This window comes from Gracilibacillus massiliensis (genome assembly GCF_001458115.1).
Taxonomy (GTDB): Bacteria; Bacillota; Bacilli; order Bacillales; family Amphibacillaceae; genus Gracilibacillus; species Gracilibacillus massiliensis.
In genome coordinates, this window is record NZ_CZRP01000011.1 from 783,578 (window position 1) to 800,881 (window position 17,304).

Here is a 17,304-nt window from a genome sequence, read left to right on the forward strand (position 1 = left end):
ATATCACGAACTCATATTGCATCTACAATTAGTTGTGTCATTTCTGTTGTATTGACTAAAGTTCCGTTGTCGTTTTTTAAATCGGCTGTATGATAATTTTGATTTAAAACTTTCTCAACAGCATCTTCAATTGCTTGTGCTTCTTCATTCTTATCAAAAGAATAGCGAAGCATCATAGCAGCTGACTGGATCATCGCAATCGGGTTAGCAATGCCTTTACCAGCAATATCTGGTGCAGAACCATGTGCTGGTTCATAAAGACCGACACCATCTTCAGCTAAACTGGCAGAAGGGAGCATTCCTAGTGATCCGGTTAAGACAGAAGCCTCATCACTTAGAATATCACCAAACATGTTTTCTGTAACAATAACATCAAATTGAGTTGGATTCGTGATCAGCTTCATAGCTGCAGCATCCACCAAGACATGTTCCACCGTTACATCAGGATAATCTTGTTTCTTCTCTTCAACAATTTCTCGCCATAATTTACTAGATTCTAACACGTTCGCTTTATCAACAGAAGTTAAATGCTTATTACGTAATTGTGCACTTTGAAATGCTTTATCAATAATACGTTCCATTTCCCTTTTGGTATAAGATAATGTATCTACAACAGCATTGCCATTGTCCAATCGCTCACTTGGTTGGCCAAAATATAAACCACCAGTTAATTCACGAACGATGAGAAGGTCACTGCCTTGGATAATTTCTTCTTTCAAAGGAGATGCGTGTAATAACTTAGCAAATCCTTTTACAGGACGCAAATTAGCATATAAATCTAACGCTTTACGAATACCTAATAAACCACGTTCTGGTCTTAGGTCAGAAGGATTATTGTCCCATTTTGGACCACCAACAGCTCCTAACAAAACGGCATCCGCATTTTTACAAGCATTAACGGTTTCATCTGGCAGGGGAGTGCCGTGATTATCAATGGCAACTCCACCAATATCGTATGAAGAGAATTCAAAAGTTGTATTAAATTTTTTACTGACAGCTTCAAGGACATCTTTGGCAGCGTAAATTACTTCAGCTCCAATACCATCACCCGGAAGCAGTACGATTTTATTGCTCAATTACAAAACCTCCAAACGAGCTTAGTTTGCTTTCTTTTGATAAATGGCACGATTTACACCATTCAAATATGCCTGAACTGCAGCTTCTAAAACATCTTGTGCAGAACCACGTCCACTGACTGTTTTGTCATCTACCGTTAGACTGACATGGACCTCAGCTAGAGCATCACGACCTTGACCAATTGAATTTAATTGAAAGTCTGTTAGGTGTGTTTCCTCTGTAATAATTTGATCTAATGTATTATACAGTGCTTCAACGCTACCTGACCCTGTGCTTGTTTCTTCAACTGTTTGATCACTTGGCGTAGATAAGGATACAGTTGCACTAGGTTGATCATTTGAACCATATTGTACCTGGAAATGTTCTAGTTTATAACGTTTCACATTCGAAGTATCTGTTTGGATGTCGGTAAGGATCGCAAACAAATCATCATCGGTAACTTCTTTTTTACGATCTGTAAGCAATTTAAACGCTTTAAAAGCTTCTTTTAGCTTGTTTTCGGGAAGCTCATAACCAAGCTGCTTAATTTTATCGGTAAAAGCATGTCGACCAGAATGTTTACCTAAGACTAGGTTGTTCGAATGCACCCCAACAAGTTCAGGAGTGATAATTTCATACGTTTCAGCATTTTTTAACACACCATCTTGATGGATACCTGATTCATGTGCAAAAGCATTGCGTCCGACAACCGCTTTGTTACCAGGAACAGTCATACCGGTAAATTTGCCAACCATGTCACTTGTTCGTTTAATTTCATTTAATACTAAATTAGTATGATAAGGATAATAATCATTGCGAATCTTCAAGGCTACTGCAAACTCTTCTAATGAAGCATTGCCTGCACGTTCACCAATACCATTAATCGTACCTTCTACTTGAGTGGCACCATTTTCAATAGCTGCGAAGGAATTAGCCAATGCCATTCCTAAGTCATCATGACAGTGACAGGAAAGGTCAGCTTTATCTATGTTTGGCACATTTTCTTTGATATATTTAAACATTGCTCCATATTCACGAGGCATCGTGTAACCGACAGTATCTGGCAAATTAATTACTGTCGCTCCAGCATCAATCACTTTTTCAATGATTTTTGCTAAAAACGCTAAGTCTGTACGAGAAGCATCTTCTGCAGACCATTCTACATGGTCAAAGAACTGTTTACCGTAAGTAACCATTTCTACAGCAGTATCGATCACTTCTTCAGGAGTTTTCTTTAGTTTATATTCCATATGAATAGGGGAGGTAGCGATAAAAACGTGAAGTCTTGGATTAGTAGCATTTTTTAATGCGTCTCTACATGCATCAATATCTGACTTTACCGCACGAGCAAGACCAGTTACCGATACATTTTTGACAGTTTCAGCAATTTTTTTGACTGCATCAAAATCACCTTGGGAGGAAGCAGGAAATCCTGCTTCCATCACATCTATCCCAAAGCGTTCTAATTGTTTAGCAAGCTCTAACTTTTCTAGCTGATTTAGATTGACACCTGGTGATTGTTCACCATCTCTTAGTGTCGTATCAAAAATCTTAATTTGAGTCATTAGAGACCACTTCCTTTTTATTAATCGCCTTTTGCTTAACAAATGGCATTAATTCACGTAGCTCTCTCCCTACCTTTTCAATTTGGTGTTCGCTCTCTGCTTTTTTAGTTGCAGTGTAACGAGGACGATTTGCTTGGTTTTCAAGGATCCATCCTTGAGCGAATTTACCTGTTTGAATATCTGTAAGAACGTCTTTCATGCGTGCTTTCGTATCTTGATCAACAACACGTGGTCCAGAAACAAAGTCACCCCACTCAGCAGTGTCAGAGATAGAATGGCGCATACCTTCTAGTCCACCTTCATATAGTAAATCAACGATTAGTTTTAATTCGTGTAGACATTCGAAATAAGCAACTTCTGGTTGGTAACCAGCTTCTACTAGTGTTTCAAATCCTGCTTTAACTAATGCAGAAGTACCACCACAAAGTACCGCTTGCTCACCGAACAAGTCTGTTTCTGTTTCTTCTTGGAAAGTAGTTTCAAGAATTCCAGCACGACCAGCTCCGATTCCTTTAGCATATGCTAGGGCAACATCAACTGCGCTACCAGTTGCATTTTGGAAAATACCATAAAGAGCAGGTACACCAGCACCTTCTTCATATGTTCTACGTACTAAATGACCAGGACCTTTAGGTGCTACTAAGAACACATCAACGTCTGCTGGAGGTACAATTTGGTTGAAATGAATATTGAAGCCATGAGCAAATACTAATGCGTTTCCTGCTTCTAGGTTCGGTTCAATTGCTTCTTTATAGATTGATGGTTGGTACTCATCTGGAAGAAGAATCATAATTACATCTGCTTCTTTAGATGCATCTGCAACAGATTTTACTTCAACACCATCTTCAACTGCTTTATCCCAAGAACGGCCTTTACGAAGACCAACTACAACGTCAAATCCACTTTCTTTTAAATTTAATGCGTGTGCATGACCTTGTGAACCATAGCCGATAATTGCGATTTTTTTAGATTGTAATACCTCTTCGTTAATATTGTTGTTATAAAGTACTTTAGTCATGAAAAACTACATCCTCTCAAATAATTTGTATTTTTTATATAATAATTTTACTTATTATTAACCTAATAGGGATTGAAAACTGCCATCTTGTGTATTCGGTTGATGACCACGAACAAAAGCAGTCAATCCAGTTCTTGCTAACTCTTTAATGCCATATGGTTTCAACAATTCAATTAATGCTTCTACCTTATCTGGTTTTCCTGTTACTTGAATCGATAAGCTATCTTTGCTTACGTCGATTATGGTAGCACGGAATGGTTCAATAATACCTTGAATTTCTGCGCGTAATTGACTATTGCTCACAATTTTAATTAAAGCTAATTCACGAGCCACAATCGCTTTGTCGGTGATATCAGACACTTTAATAACATCAATTTGTTTGTTTAATTGTTTGGTTACTTGTTCGAGCTTTTGAAAATCCTCGACATCGACCACAAAAGTCATTTTACTCATACCTTCAGTTTCCGTTCTTCCAACAGAAATACTTTCAATATTAAACTGTCGACGTTGAAGAAGACTAGTTACTCGATTTAGAACACCACTTCGATTTCTAACAGTTGCTGTAATTATTCGTTTCATGGTTTCACCCCAATCATTTCATTTATTCCTGAACCTGGAGCAATCATTGGAAATACATTTTCTTGCTGAAGGACACGAGCATCAACAACTACAGGGCCTTCATAATCGAAAATTTCAGGCAATGCTTTGATGAATTCATCTTGTGTTTTAAGTTGCATTCCTTTGATGTTATAGGATTCTGCTAATTTTACAAAATCAGGTTGGATGCTAAAGATGGATTGGGAATAACGTTCAGAGTAAAATGCTTCTTGCCATTGTCTTACCATACCCAATGCTTGGTTATTAACGATAATGACTTTTACAGGTAATCCTTTTTCTTGCAAGATAGATAATTCTTGCAGAGTCATTTGGAATCCACCGTCACCTACAATAGCTACAACTGTCTCGTTTGGTTTTGCTAATTGTGCTCCGATTGCTGCAGGAAAACCGAATCCCATTGTTCCTAAACCACCGGATGAAACCCAACGATCTGGTTGTGTAAACGTATAATACTGGGCAGTCCACATTTGGTGTTGACCAACATCTGTGGTGACAATCGCATTTCCTTTAGTTGCTTCATGGACTTTCTTAATCACCCATTGACCAATCATATCTTGATCAGGAGTATTAAACCATAACGGATAATTTTCTTTGTTTTCATGAATCTGAACAAGCCATTCATCATGTTTTGGTTGTTTAATATCATGTGTTAATAATTTTGTTAATGCTTCTTTGGCATCGCCAACAATCGGAATATCGGTTGGAACATTTTTACCGATTTCTGCCGGATCAATATCGATATGAGCAACAGTTGCATTTGGCGCAAAAGAAGTTAATTTCCCTGTTAGACGGTCATCAAAACGAGCTCCAATGTTGATTAGTAAATCACATTCATAAAGCGCAGTGTTTGAAGTATATGTCCCATGCATACCGGCCATCCCCATAAATAATGGATGGTCTCCTGGGAATGCACCTAAGCCTAGAAGGGTAGAAGCAACAGGTAGTGAATACTTTTCTGCAAATTCTTTAACCTGTTCGGAAGCTTCAGCGAACAGGATCCCAGCTCCAGTTAATAATACTGGCTTTTTAGCGTTTCCGATTGCCTCTGCTAATTTTTTGGTTTGTAGTGGATTAGGTTTTGTTGTTGGTTGATAGCCAGGTAAATCTAATTCCACATTTGCTTGAAATTCTGCTTCAATTACTTCTGCCGAGATATCTTTAGGCATATCAATCAAAACGGGTCCAGGTCTACCAGTTGTTGCTATATGGAATGCTTCCTTCACAATTCTTGGTAGCTCTTTAACGTCACGTACTTGATAGTTATGTTTCGTAATCGGTGTAGTCACTCCCATTACATCAACCTCTTGAAAGGCGTCCGTTCCGATTACACCTTGGGCAACCTGACCGGTAATTACAATCAAAGGTAAGGAGTCAATCATCGCATCTGCAATTCCTGTCACAAGGTTTGTTGCACCAGGACCAGAAGTAGCAACTACAACACCTGGTTTACCAGACACTCTAGCGTATCCCTCGGCAGCATGAATCGAACCTTGTTCATGACGTGCTAGAATTTGATCAAAAGAGTTTTGTGCTTTGTATAGCGCATCAAATATTGGTAAAGCGGCTCCACCAGGGTAACCGAATAAAGTCTCAACACCTTCGTTGATTAACGATTCGACAAGTAGATCAGCACCTGTTTTCGGTTCTTTTGTTTTTGCTACTGATTGTTCTTGCTTTTGTGTTCTTTCCATTCTAATCCCTCCTAAATTGTAGAGTATAGTATTTTCTATTTGATATCTTTATAATCTTTAGAGTATATATAGAAAAAAGGCCATTTCTAACTTGTAATTGCTATTATTTAGCAATAAACAAGGGAGAAAAGGCCTTTCTTTTCACGGTACCACCCTGATTCGCAATATTTTTACAAATATTGCCTTGTGAAGCTAACTAAGGATTAGCTTCATTTTGATAACAGGTGAATGCTTCACCTGGTTATGTTTACTAAGAAATCTTTTCAACATAACACTCAGGGATGAGTAATCAGAATAGGGTGTATTACCAAGCTTCCACCGTCCTTGGCTCTCTATTAATACAGGGTCCTGTTCTTTTGTTCCCGTCTTCGTTTTTGAATTTATAATGAACCTTCTATAGTTTATACTATACGATTGATTATATCCTGTCTACAGGTATTTTTTGAAAATGATTAACTTTTCAGAAATATCTGATTGACGACAATAATACAACCAAAATCGCGTTTGGTCAACCGTTTTTTAATAATTTTCTGACATTTATTTATGCAAGTAATAACGGTAAGCGATTACAACGTTGCTGTTATCTACATTTCGTTTCCTGTAACTATTTCTAACAAATTGCTTGTTTTTCTTTCTAATTATAATTTTGTATAATTAACGGTACAAACAAAAGAGAGGGATTAGATGAAACAACTTTGTATTATACCTTGTGGTAAAAAGAAAATATGGGATAAGTTTCCTGACGCGACTGAGACAGAAGCACAATTTGCTTATATCGGTGTACTCCATAATTTATGTCAGCAATATGTAACGAACTATTTTAATAACTGGGTGATTATTTCAGGTAAACACGGTTTATTGTTACCGAGCGATAAGGTTCCAGAAAACTATGATGTTACGTTTAGACCAAATGATCCTGAAGTGGTTTCCGTTAAGACTTTGCAACGGCAGCTAAAAGAAAAGAAACTGGAACATTTTAATGATATCATCGTATTAACTGGAAAAAAATATCGTCCAATTATTAATAACACATTTTCGCACGCGGATTCGATTCAGTTTCCATTATTAGGGACAAAAGGGATTGGCGAAATGCAACGATTATTAAAAGAGAGCATTACTGCAAATGTTCCTTTACATAAATAAGGAAGGTGGAATTTGATATGAAAGCTTATGTTGTAATAGACGGAGAATATCGTTTAAGAGATGTTCCAGAGAGAAGCCCAAAAGACAACGAAGTATTGGTTAAATTAAAAGTAGCAGGATTAAATCATCGTGATTTAATGTTAAAAGATCGAGTTAAGGATAAAGGCAAGTCCTTCATTTTAGGTTCAGATGGTGCTGGAATTATTGAAAAAATGGGAGATAATGCTTCTCGTTTTCAAATTGGAGATGAGGTAATCATTAATCCTAGTTTGAATTGGTATCATAAATCGGAGGCACCGCCAAAAGATTTTGAGATAGTAGGTGTGCCATTTGCCGGTACATTTGCTGATAAAATTCTAATACATGAAGATTTTATTGAACAGAAGCCAAAGCATTTCTCATGGGAGGAAGCAGGTGTATTTACTTTATCGGCATTGACAGGTTATCGCGCTTTAGTTACGCAAGGTAACATAAAAAAAGGTGAAACATTATTTATACCAGGTGTCGGTGGGGGAGTAAACTCTTTTATAATTCAAATGGCTAAAGCACTAGGGGCAAGAGTCATTACCAGTTCCAGAGATCCGAAAAAGCTTAAAGAATCAGAAAAGTTGGGTTTTGACCGTGGCGTATTAACAACGGGTGATTGGAAGAGTGAATTAGCGGATGAACAAATAGATATGGTGATTGAAAGTATAGGGGGCGCTACATTTAACAGATCTTTAGAAGTATTAAAGAAGGGAGGACGCATCGTAACTTATGGCTCTTCGACAAATGATGAATTCACGTTTAATTTAAGACAATTTTTCTATGGTCAATATAAATTAATTGGCTCTACTATGGGGAGCAGGGAAGAGCTGCACGAGTTAATTAAACTGATAAAAGAATATAAAATCAGTCCGATAATGGACAAAGGATTTTCATTCGATCAAATAGATCAAGCATTTTCTTATTTAGCTTCACAAGAACAACTAGGGAAGGTATATATAGACTTTGCAAAATAACACCGAAAGTGAGAGAGCGACACAGGGTGAAAATAAGTTAATGATTCGATTTTTACAATGCATAAAAGCAGGATTATTCGATATATCTTTGTTGGTAATTATGAAATGATTTGTGTGCGTAAAACCGCTTCGGCTTGCCCAGGAGTAGCCGTCAAGGCTGAGAATCTAATGGAGTGAAAGTCTCCTGTCATCAATTGACCGGTTCGGATGACTAGTATATCCAATGCGTGGTGAGGTAACGAGTCACGTTCTGCTTGGAAGTAAAAGTCACTGCGGCTCAACTTTACGCAGAGAGAGTATGGGTCGGAACAGCTAGAGTGGCGAGCAAATCTAGAGGCTAGAAGGCTTTAACGAATACTGCAGCTCCGAAATCGAGCGCCCTTCAGAAGCTGTTGAAGGGATGTCTGTGATGCGCCGACCTGGTTGGGCAATGGGGAAGGCCGATGTTCTATGGGAAGTAACGGTCAAGAGCACCATAGAAGCAGCCGGAGTAGGGGTTCTGGCATCTAGAGAAAGATTTTCAGAGATAACGACGGGAAAGTCCTACTTCCAGCTGGGATGACAACAACCAGCAAAGACCAACCATATAAGTGACAAGCGAAAATGGTTAGGAGGATTTAGGATGGACGCATGAGGTCGTAGTAGCGAAGAGGAAAGGGTAATGCCTTTCTAAGCTTATGGAATGAAGCTTCTACAAAGGTAACACCAGAGTAGAGCGAAGGACCTCTGGGCGACTGGGCGTCCGTGTCAAAGAATAAACAGAACACAGAGTCTGTTGAATGATTGGCATAAGACTAGCATATAAGTAAACTTATGTATCAATGGGTGAACATGCGTGTCAGCATTTAAACCTGGGATACATAAGGAAGGCTTATATAGCGATAGAAACCCAGTGTCAGAACCGGACTCGGGAAATCCGACCGTCCGGGATCGTATGGGGGCTGCAGGAAACGTGGTTCTATTGAATGCGCGCGCCTGCCATCTACCCGACCTTCCCTTTCCATGGGCTTTTTCCTTAAGCTAACTTTTCCAAGCAAAAAACGCATGGAAAAGTGGATCTTCAGAAAAAAGAATCCCATAGGAGTAGAAGTGGCCGCCTACGCTTAGCCGGACTCTACAACTATTGCAAGTGCTAATATTTTGGATTGTTACAATTTGACAATAAATCAGCTTATATTGATAACATTGATAAGTAATCTAATGATAAATTGATGGGAAATAGTATATACGCCAACATGATTATTCTTGCTTTAGTTGTAGAGTATTAAAAAGCGCAGGCGTCCGCTTCCACTCCTGCGGGATGTTTTTATCCGAAGATCCACTTTGGTAAGTGGTCTTTGCTTACCAAAGTTAGCTGAGGAGAAAAACCCGTGGAAAGGGAAGCGGACAAGCCGAAGCAATTGTTACGCAGTTATAAAATCTCATAATTGTCACCTGTGTTATGTCGTATAATCATTCTTATGTTCAGCTATAGTCATAATCTCATTTGTTACTGTAATGGTATTAAATTAGTATATCGATATTTCTTAAAAGATTTAGCCTTTTGCTTTGAAAAAAATAGCGCCTATCATTCCAAATATAATAGCAGCAGAGATACCAGAACTTGTTACTTCAAACATACCTGTGACAACCCCTATTAGGCCATGTTTTTCTGCTTCAGCTAAGGCACCATGTACAAGGGAATTACCAAAGCTAGTAATAGGTACCGTAGCACCAGCACCAGCAAAATCAATTAACGGTTCATATAAACCAAAGCCATCAAGAATAGCACCAGCTACAACCAATATGCTTAACGTATGACCTGGAGTGAGTTTCCCCACATCCAGTAAGAGTTGTCCGACCACGCAAATTAGTCCACCAACAATAAAAGCCCATAAAAACACCATTAATTATCACCTCTTTTAACATCCCTAATGACTTAGTTTATCTCGTTCATTGAAGTAACGCTTTATATATGAAAGTATATAATCGGCGTCATGTCTAGCTCCGAGCGCCAGAAACTAGGCGACTTCACGAAATCGCCCTATGATAAGTCATCATCGGTTCGCAAGCTCACCGTGATTCCTTTATCTCAGTCGATTCGCTCCAGTCGCTACGTTTCTAAGCGGGCGCTCTGCGCTTTTCTTATATATTTTCAATAGAAACTGCATGTGCGATACATGGAATAGTTTGTTTCTGTTGAACAGTTAATGGAGAAAGTAAAGCACCTGTGGCAACAACTAAAATCCGGTCACATTCACCTTTCTTTAATTTATTGAAAAAATGACCATAAGTAACGATAGCAGAACAAGCTGCACCACTAGCACCTGCAAAAACCTGCTGTTCGGGTTTATAAATGGTTAAACCACAATCAACAAACTGATTTCTATTTATATTTATTTTGTTTTGTTCAAATAAATCGAGGCAAATGTCTCTTCCTATTTTTGCTAGATCACCGGTGATTATATAATCATAATAATCTGCTTCTAAATTTCGATCTTTTAAATGTCTTGTGATTGTGTCATAAGCTGCCGGAGCCATAGCACCTCCCATATTGAATGGATCTTTTAGCTCTCGATCCACCACTTTACCTATGGTTGCTGAAGTAACCTTAGGTCCGCTTCCATTGGAGGAAATTATCGCGACACCTGCTCCAGTCACCGTCCATTGTGAAGTATCAGGTTTTTGACTGCCATATTCTGTTGGATATCTAAATTGTCTTTCTACAGCAGAGTTATGACTAGCAGCTCCGGTTATAATATAGCCTGTTTTCATTTGGTTAATGATTAATGCAGATAAAGCTAAACCTTCCATAGAGGTTGCACAGGCGCTAAAAAGACCTAAATAAGGAATTGCTAAGTTTTTGGCAGCGAAATTAGATGGTGTTAATTGATTGATAAGATCGCCATGCAAGAAAAACTGGATGTCACTTGTTTCTAAATTTGCCTTCTCGATCGCGTAATGACATGCATCTTCTATCATATGTTGATGCGCAAGCTCAAACGATTTTTCATCCATCCATTGATCTGAATAAAAATAATCAAAGTCAGTAGGAATATTACCTAATTCTTCAAAGGGACCACCTACAACTCCTGTAGAGAGTATAGAAGGAGGGGATTCAAATACCATTGTTTGTTTACCAGAAATCATGCTGCACCACCTAAATAAGAGAAGATTGTTTTAATAAGAGCAATTATGAAAGCTGAAAAAACCCCAAACAATATTACAGATCCAGCTAGTTTAAACATATTTCCTCCCACGCCTTGAACGAAACCTTCCGTCCTGTGTTCAATCGCAGCTGATATAACAGCATTACCAAAACCAGTAACGGGGACGGCGGTGCCTGCGCCTGCAAATTGGGCGATGCGATCATAATAACCAAAACCAGTAAGTAACATCGTTATAAATATTAATGTAGCGACAGTCGGGTTTCCCACAGTTTGTTCAGTAAATTCGAAAAAATACATATAAAAGGTTGAAATTGCTTGCCCGATAACACAAATGAAACCACCAACTAAGAATGCTTTACTACAGTTTTTAATTAGTGGTCTTTTAGGCTCTTTCGTTTTTTCATAGTCTTTATATTTCATTATTGAATCCTCCGTTAGGTTTGTTCTTTGGATAATTTTTCAAGCTTTTTTAGGCGTTTTATTGTTTCATCCTTTGTTAGTTTTTCATTCTCAAGTTTTGTTAGTTCCATGAAGAATTTTTGATCGGATGTTACATGAATATGGTTAATCTTTGTAAGTGTTTTTAGATCATTTTTTACCTTTTTTTCCACCTTTTGTTCAGTAGCTTGTTTTAATGGAGTAGCATTAAATGCTACAAAAAGTTGGTCATTTACATGAATTGCTCTGTAGGTAGAAATACCATTTGATTGGTCGTCTAAATAGGACTGTGCTATTCTAGGAATGGAATTTTGTTCAAAAGTAGCTGGTGTGTCAGAATTTAGCATCACTATGTCTGAAGAATTATTCTGGGTAGTTTGTTCAGGATTATTACATGCTGCTAAACTCATCAAAATGAAAAAAAGTACTATGTGTAACTGTTTCATTTTTTACTTCCTTCCTGTTGCTTGATAAACTATATCTATATCTTGCAGAATTTTGAAGAAAGTATACATCATAAATGAAACCTATGGAGTAATTAATTCGTCTATATATTTATCACGGGGTAAACGTCTGTAATATCCGAAATGAAAGGATTTGAGCTTTAGCAAAGAAGCTGAGCGAGAGGCTAACATCCTAATAATTAACGTTAACAATCAGTAGGAGGGTAAAACTTCTACTGATTCAAGTCTTATTTTAAAAAAAAGAGTAGCGAGGAGGAGTGACAGATGTGGAAAAAGATCACGATTGTCATCGCTTTAATCGCTTGTATTGGGGCAATCTCATTGTTTGTTTTTAAGGATATTCAAAAAACATCTTTAGATAAAACAGTCAAGATTGAGGAGCAATATGAGGATTTTATTGTACATATTAGAATCGAAAAAACAGAAGAAGGTTTTCAAGTATTGAGGTCAATTGAATACATTGGACAAGAGGCCATTATGCTGAGGCATCGTACACCGCTTACTCAAGTAACTATTAATGCTGATAATGCAGTTTTTACAGGCAGTCCAATATCAAAACAAATGGAGCCTGGTTTACAGTATCATCCGCAAGAACCTCTTAAATTTCAAGCGCTTGATAAAGGTGTACATAAAGTCTATGTGCATACACAATTTTTTATAGAGGAACAAAGAATAGATATTAGAACAGAAAGTGAAATAAAGTTTAAATAAAGAGTTAGCATTGGAAAATTCTTTACCACACAAAAACAAACGAAATCGAATAGTTTTTCGATTTCGTTTGTTTTTTTACTAATTACACAATTTTTTGCTTCCAGCACATTTTTTTAAAATTAAATGGACTATTCAAATAACTGTTCTTTACTTTGCTTCAATGTCATTTCATGGTTAGTGCTGCTATCTGATAGATGTTGGTATTCTAACTTAACAGTCTCCTCATCAACCCAGATTTTATTATCAATTCTAATATATTCTTCTGAAAGTTTAGGTTCATAAGACTTCGGTGTCCAATCATCTAAATCAAAAATTTTATATGTATCTGTATGATAAGTTTCAATTATAAATAACAGCTTCGACTGCTTAGGAGAATAGCTTACTTCTTTTATATTTACTAAGTCGTCTATTAGAAAGGAACGGTTTGGTTCGTTTCTATCTAGTAGAAGATAGGAGCAGGTATTCTCACTGCAATTAAAAGCTAATAAATAGAGGCTATCCATATCAAGTTTTTCTAACTCCATATTTGAAATCGATTTTTGTTTATTTTTTACGGTTTTTAGGTATGCGTCTAGGATTGTAATATTTTTAGTATTCAATGTAATGATTTCATCTTCCAAAACAAATTCTATTTCAAAGTTTTGCTTTTCTTGAGGTGTCTCTGAGACTTCTTCTTTTTCTAACATTTCTTCAACAGGTTCATGGGGTTCTTCTTTTGTTATCATAGGCTCGGATTCCTGGTTGCTACAAGCTATTAAGAGAAAAGGCAATAAATAAATCAGTTTCTTCAAAAAAACCACCTCCAATCTATATTAAGATGAAGTTGACATTTGTAATATTTTTAATTGATCGTTTTCATATCCAACTACTATGGTATATTGTTTATTTTCTTTTACTTCTTGATATGATTCATTTCTTGCTGTCACTTCCATATCTATTTTAATTTGAACTGTATCGTTCTTTTTTTCGATGATTGATTTTTCTTTAGCATTTAAACCAAGTAAAGATTGAAAAGTTTGACGAAATTCAGTATAACTTGTCTGACTTTGATATTCACTACCAAACAGAGAGTATGCATTCACATAATCTCTCAAAGAAATATTATCAATTAGATAATCAACAAGATACAAGGCATCTTCTTCTAATTGTTGTTGATCAATTTGTTGTCCAGCAGCGGGTAGATATTCTAGTTTTTCACTATTTGCCTCGTCAATCCATTCAGCTACCTGATCTTTAACTTGTGTCACTGGTATACTAAAACCAATATCAGTATCTGTAATACCCGCTGAGTTAATGCCAATAACTTTGCCGCTATCCCGTAAAATAAGTGGACCGCCACTGTTTCCATACGTTATGTTTGCGGAAATTTGGAATACTTCCTCATATTGAAAATCGTTAATCGTAAAAGAGCGATCTGTTCCAACGATCAAACCTAAGGAAACACTATTTTGGATGCCTACAGGACTACCAATAGCTATTATTTCATCTCCGATTTCTGCTTGATATTCTGAATCGACTGTAATAGGATCTAAATGGTTTAATTCAGGCACTCTAATAACAGCAAAGTCTTGTTCTTTACCAATGCCTACAATTGCCGCAGGATATTGCCTTCCATTAGATAACATTACTACAATAGAGTCTGCTTCTTCAATAACATGAGCGTTTGTAATGATATCACCATTATTATTAATAACAAAGCCAGATCCCGTTTTACTATTTGTTTCATTAGCTGTTTCAATTTGTACCACAGATTTTTGGGATTCATGAATAATATTTTTTAAATTAATTTGATTTTGACTATTTTCTATATTGGTTGCAAGTGTATTATCTAATAAATATGGTTGATTATGCCAATCACGAAAATGAATAAAGGCGATAATTATTGTTGCAAGCAAAATGAGAATAGACAAAAAAACAGGGATATATTTTCTCTTTTTGTACATCATATTCCTCCGTTGTTTATCACGGTGTAATTGTCCGTAATACTCCCAATGATGAAGTATCGTTTTATTCAAGATACCATGTTATTTCGTCTACTTTAGCTGTTAGTCTAGAATTTTCTGTACTGGCATCAAAATGAGTAAATTCAAACTTTCCAGTTTCGTCTGGATAAAGTGTCTCCGGATAGACATAGACTTCATTTTCTAAGATCACTTCATCGCTTTTATCAGTGATGGAATAACTAACTAAAATAGAGTGAATAGGTACGGTTGCGACACTTTTAAGTTGACCACTAATTAGCCACTTTTCATCTTCCGTTTTTAATTGGATATCAATTAATTCGATAGCATGACTTTCATTTAATTCTTGTTCTTCTTCAAATATCGAAAGTGCTTGCTCAATACGTTGTTCTTGTGCCGACTCAAAAGCTGTCTTTTCTTTATTTATTGTGGTTTTTAGACTTTCCAATTGTTCAGAATTTTCGATAACCGCTAATGTATCTTCAATAGTACGTAAGGCATGAGAGAATTGAAGATTATCTAACAAACTAGTTGCTTCTTGATACGTCATTGCCACTAACTTTTGATGTACTTGTTCTATTAACTCAGGTGCTTGTTCATGTGATAAATCCTTTGTTTCCCAAACTAGTGACTTTAAATCTTCTATAGTAGGGTCACTATTTAGCTTATAAGAAGCTTGATTTAACAATGTTTGACTTTTTCTGGAAATTGTTTTTTCTGTCATTTGATCAACTAAATCGCCATTATATTTTTCTAGCTCATTCTCCGATTGACGAATCGCATCAAATGCTTCAGAAAAATTTTTATTTTCATTTAGTTGTTGCACTTTTTGTAAATTGTGTTCTACATCTGACGCCACTTGCAAGAAATTCAAGACTTCTCTTGCTGATGGGAATTTTTCTTTGTATTGCAGTGCTTGCTGCAATAAATCTTTTGCTTGTTCGTAATCTCCTATTAAAGCCATTTCCTCTGCTTCTTGATAATATGCTAGCGCTCTATCAGATTGATAAGTTGTAAATAAATATGTAGAAAATAATATAATTGAAGCAATTACTATAGACAGAACAGGAAGAAACCACCATTTTTTTGTAGGTTTTTCAGGCATATTTCTTTTCTTTAAATCTTCAGGAAGCCTTTTGCCACAAGATACACAAAATGTTTCAATCTCTTGAACCTGGCCACCACATTTAGGGCAAAAAGACAATGTAAAACCTCACCTTCTGCAAAGTATATCAAGTCTTACTTTATATTATAGCATGAAATTGGAAAAATCTTTATAAATAATGAACAATCTTCTTTAATAAAAGGAGCATTTTAGGTATACTATAAATATTAATGATTTATGAAAAAGAGGTGTGTTATTGTGGAGTCTACAATTTTTGGAATTTTATGTTTTGTTATTTTGATCGGTTGTATAGGATTTAGTCTATTTGACCGAGTTAAATAGTTTTTATTAAGATCAAATGGTTCGTACAACCCAATTCAAGCTTTAGCAAAGAATCTAATGGGGGATAAATGGACACTAACGTTCTAATAAGTTTTAATTTATGTGTGAAATTTTAATCCAAGCTTATAATAAAAACCTCAATAGGATAGTGCCTATTGAGGTTTTGTCTTGGCAAGTCTTTTTAATTCTTTTATTAATTGTGTTTGATATGTTTCACTATCCTCTAAAGAAACCCCGTATAAATAAAACTCTCCATAATCTATTTGCCATACAATTAATCCGTTAACTTGTAAATTGCCTTCTAATATTTTATATTTAATACATATATTTGAATTTACTGGTATTTTTTCTGCGCATCGAAGTTTCATTCCTTTTGGACTGACATCAATAATTGTAATTGCGTGAGTAGTTCGTCCTTCCATTGTTATTTCTGCTGTAATATTTTCTTTGAATTGATAACGGAATGCCTCGTTTCTTTTATAATGCATGGAACAATTCACCCTTATGACTACTAGATTGATTTATACTATATCATAAAAAGTGATGAAATTGTCGAATCCACATCGAAATGAAAAAATTATCGTTAATTCTTGTGAAAAATATGTCTTATTTTGCGGTTCGCTTTACATTAATTAAATTGTTTGGGATAATCAATAGCGTTTACCAAATATTTTTCTATCGGCAAAGCAAATATTATATAGGGGGTAACTCGGTATAATGTCACTATATTCCGTTAATTTAATAATTAAGATTGAGAAATTACGTAAAGAAATGACCGATGTTGCTCTTAAAAAAGGGATAACGAGTAAAGAGTCTTTACATATAAGTCAAGAATTAGATGAATTATTAAATGATTATGAACAATATAAACATCAAGAGAACGAAAAGCATAAACACCAGGGATAAACTGATTTTAGTATTTCTAGAAACTGTTAGAGAATGTATGTTAATAGTTCTCTCAACTCTTATTAAGATGTTAACGTCCGCAATACCCTAAACGAAAAGTTTCGAGCTTTAGTAATGAAGCAACTGAGTGATAAAC

The 17,304-nt window shown here is 36.1% G+C and carries 17 protein-coding genes; 4 read left to right on the plus strand and 13 right to left on the minus strand.

Annotation, left to right across the window (positions count from 1 at the left end; genetic code table 11):
- Positions 1-11: 11 nt before the first annotated feature.
- From leuB to ilvB, 5 genes are read right to left on the minus strand one after another with little or no spacing between them, the layout of a single operon-like run.
- On the minus strand, positions 12-1,076 hold the full coding sequence (gene leuB / locus BN3107_RS07245) for a 3-isopropylmalate dehydrogenase (protein ID WP_058306941.1): 1,065 nt from the start codon (positions 1,074-1,076) through the stop codon (positions 12-14).
- 21 nt (positions 1,077-1,097) lie between these two features.
- Complete coding sequence (locus BN3107_RS07250; RefSeq protein WP_058306942.1) at positions 1,098-2,621, minus strand: 2-isopropylmalate synthase; 1,524 nt, start codon at positions 2,619-2,621, stop codon at positions 1,098-1,100.
- A complete protein-coding gene (gene ilvC / locus BN3107_RS07255; protein ID WP_058306943.1) occupies positions 2,608-3,639 on the minus strand; it encodes a ketol-acid reductoisomerase in 1,032 nt (343 codons plus the stop codon). The genes BN3107_RS07250 and ilvC overlap by 14 nt, the downstream gene beginning before the upstream one ends.
- A 57-nt stretch (positions 3,640-3,696) precedes the next feature.
- Positions 3,697-4,218 (minus strand): acetolactate synthase small subunit, encoded by a 522-nt coding sequence (gene ilvN / locus BN3107_RS07260; RefSeq protein ID WP_058306944.1) that lies wholly within the window; start codon positions 4,216-4,218, stop codon positions 3,697-3,699.
- Positions 4,215-5,948 carry a biosynthetic-type acetolactate synthase large subunit gene (gene ilvB, locus BN3107_RS07265; RefSeq protein WP_058306945.1) on the minus strand — a complete coding sequence of 578 codons (1,734 nt, stop codon included), beginning with the start codon at positions 5,946-5,948 and terminating at the stop codon, positions 4,215-4,217. The genes ilvN and ilvB overlap by 4 nt, the downstream gene beginning before the upstream one ends.
- A 684-nt stretch (positions 5,949-6,632) precedes the next feature.
- Between ilvB and BN3107_RS07270 the strand changes: the two genes are divergently transcribed.
- Both BN3107_RS07270 and BN3107_RS07275 read left to right on the plus strand, forming a co-directional pair.
- Positions 6,633-7,091 (plus strand): DUF6884 domain-containing protein, encoded by a 459-nt coding sequence (locus BN3107_RS07270; RefSeq protein WP_058306946.1) that lies wholly within the window; start codon positions 6,633-6,635, stop codon positions 7,089-7,091.
- Between the two features lie 17 nt (positions 7,092-7,108).
- Complete coding sequence (locus BN3107_RS07275; RefSeq protein ID WP_058306947.1) at positions 7,109-8,092, plus strand: zinc-binding dehydrogenase; 984 nt, start codon at positions 7,109-7,111, stop codon at positions 8,090-8,092.
- Between the two features lie 1,535 nt (positions 8,093-9,627).
- Here BN3107_RS07275 and spoVAE read toward each other — a convergent pair.
- The 4 genes from spoVAE to BN3107_RS07295 all read right to left on the minus strand — a co-directional run bounded on the left by spoVAE (position 9,628) and on the right by BN3107_RS07295 (position 12,125).
- On the minus strand, positions 9,628-9,978 hold the full coding sequence (spoVAE, locus tag BN3107_RS07280; RefSeq protein WP_058306948.1) for a stage V sporulation protein AE: 351 nt from the start codon (positions 9,976-9,978) through the stop codon (positions 9,628-9,630).
- A gap of 238 nt (positions 9,979-10,216) precedes the next feature.
- Complete coding sequence (gene spoVAD, locus BN3107_RS07285) at positions 10,217-11,221, minus strand: stage V sporulation protein AD (protein ID WP_058306949.1); 1,005 nt, start codon at positions 11,219-11,221, stop codon at positions 10,217-10,219.
- Complete coding sequence (gene spoVAC, locus BN3107_RS07290) at positions 11,218-11,661, minus strand: stage V sporulation protein AC (protein WP_058306950.1); 444 nt, start codon at positions 11,659-11,661, stop codon at positions 11,218-11,220. The genes spoVAD and spoVAC overlap by 4 nt, the downstream gene beginning before the upstream one ends.
- 14 nt (positions 11,662-11,675) lie before the next feature.
- The gene (locus BN3107_RS07295; protein ID WP_058306951.1) at positions 11,676-12,125 is read right to left on the minus strand and encodes a YhcN/YlaJ family sporulation lipoprotein; all 450 of its coding nucleotides are present in this window, start codon (positions 12,123-12,125) and stop codon (positions 11,676-11,678) included.
- Between the two features lie 282 nt (positions 12,126-12,407).
- Here BN3107_RS07295 and BN3107_RS07300 point away from each other — a divergent pair, with 282 nt between their 5' ends.
- Positions 12,408-12,854, plus strand: coding sequence for a hypothetical protein (locus tag BN3107_RS07300; protein ID WP_058306952.1), 447 nt, complete (start codon positions 12,408-12,410; stop codon positions 12,852-12,854).
- A 128-nt stretch (positions 12,855-12,982) separates the two neighbouring features.
- On the opposite strand, the gene BN3107_RS07305 is transcribed toward BN3107_RS07300, so the two are convergent.
- The 4 genes from BN3107_RS07305 to BN3107_RS07320 form a co-directional block, all read right to left on the minus strand.
- Entirely contained in the window at positions 12,983-13,645 is a 663-nt protein-coding gene (locus BN3107_RS07305) for a hypothetical protein (RefSeq protein WP_058306953.1), read from the minus strand.
- Between the two features lie 21 nt (positions 13,646-13,666).
- Entirely contained in the window at positions 13,667-14,797 is a 1,131-nt protein-coding gene (locus BN3107_RS07310; protein ID WP_058306954.1) for a S1C family serine protease, read from the minus strand.
- Positions 14,798-14,861: 64 nt separating this feature from the next.
- A complete protein-coding gene (locus BN3107_RS07315) occupies positions 14,862-16,019 on the minus strand; it encodes a zinc ribbon domain-containing protein (protein ID WP_058306955.1) in 1,158 nt (385 codons plus the stop codon).
- A gap of 395 nt (positions 16,020-16,414) precedes the next feature.
- Positions 16,415-16,750, minus strand: a complete 336-nt coding sequence (locus tag BN3107_RS07320; protein ID WP_058306956.1) for a PilZ domain-containing protein — start codon at positions 16,748-16,750, stop codon at positions 16,415-16,417.
- Positions 16,751-16,979: 229 nt separating this feature from the next.
- On the opposite strand from BN3107_RS07320, the gene BN3107_RS07325 reads away from it, so the two are divergent.
- Positions 16,980-17,168, plus strand: coding sequence for an aspartyl-phosphate phosphatase Spo0E family protein (locus BN3107_RS07325; protein ID WP_058306957.1), 189 nt, complete (start codon positions 16,980-16,982; stop codon positions 17,166-17,168).
- The last annotated feature ends 136 nt before the right edge of the window (positions 17,169-17,304 follow it).

Excerpts from the sequence above, each read along its gene's own strand:
- BN3107_RS07295 (WP_058306951.1), bottom strand. The coding sequence starts at position 12,125 with ATGAAACAGTTACACATAGTACTTTTTTTCATTTTGATGAGTTTAGCA.
- BN3107_RS07270 (WP_058306946.1), top strand. The coding sequence starts at position 6,633 with ATGAAACAACTTTGTATTATACCTTGTGGTAAAAAGAAAATATGGGAT.
- BN3107_RS07300 (WP_058306952.1), top strand. The coding sequence starts at position 12,408 with ATGTGGAAAAAGATCACGATTGTCATCGCTTTAATCGCTTGTATTGGG.
- spoVAE (WP_058306948.1), bottom strand. The coding sequence starts at position 9,978 with ATGGTGTTTTTATGGGCTTTTATTGTTGGTGGACTAATTTGCGTGGTC.
- ilvB (WP_058306945.1), bottom strand. The coding sequence starts at position 5,948 with ATGGAAAGAACACAAAAGCAAGAACAATCAGTAGCAAAAACAAAAGAA.
- BN3107_RS07310 (WP_058306954.1), bottom strand. The coding sequence starts at position 14,797 with ATGTACAAAAAGAGAAAATATATCCCTGTTTTTTTGTCTATTCTCATT.
- spoVAD (WP_058306949.1), bottom strand. The coding sequence starts at position 11,221 with ATGATTTCTGGTAAACAAACAATGGTATTTGAATCCCCTCCTTCTATA.
- ilvN (WP_058306944.1), bottom strand. The coding sequence starts at position 4,218 with ATGAAACGAATAATTACAGCAACTGTTAGAAATCGAAGTGGTGTTCTA.
- BN3107_RS07275 (WP_058306947.1), top strand. The coding sequence starts at position 7,109 with ATGAAAGCTTATGTTGTAATAGACGGAGAATATCGTTTAAGAGATGTT.
- ilvC (WP_058306943.1), bottom strand. The coding sequence starts at position 3,639 with ATGACTAAAGTACTTTATAACAACAATATTAACGAAGAGGTATTACAA.
- BN3107_RS07325 (WP_058306957.1), top strand. The coding sequence starts at position 16,980 with ATGTCACTATATTCCGTTAATTTAATAATTAAGATTGAGAAATTACGT.
- BN3107_RS07320 (WP_058306956.1), bottom strand. The coding sequence starts at position 16,750 with ATGCATTATAAAAGAAACGAGGCATTCCGTTATCAATTCAAAGAAAAT.
- BN3107_RS07250 (WP_058306942.1), bottom strand. The coding sequence starts at position 2,621 with ATGACTCAAATTAAGATTTTTGATACGACACTAAGAGATGGTGAACAA.
- spoVAC (WP_058306950.1), bottom strand. The coding sequence starts at position 11,661 with ATGAAATATAAAGACTATGAAAAAACGAAAGAGCCTAAAAGACCACTA.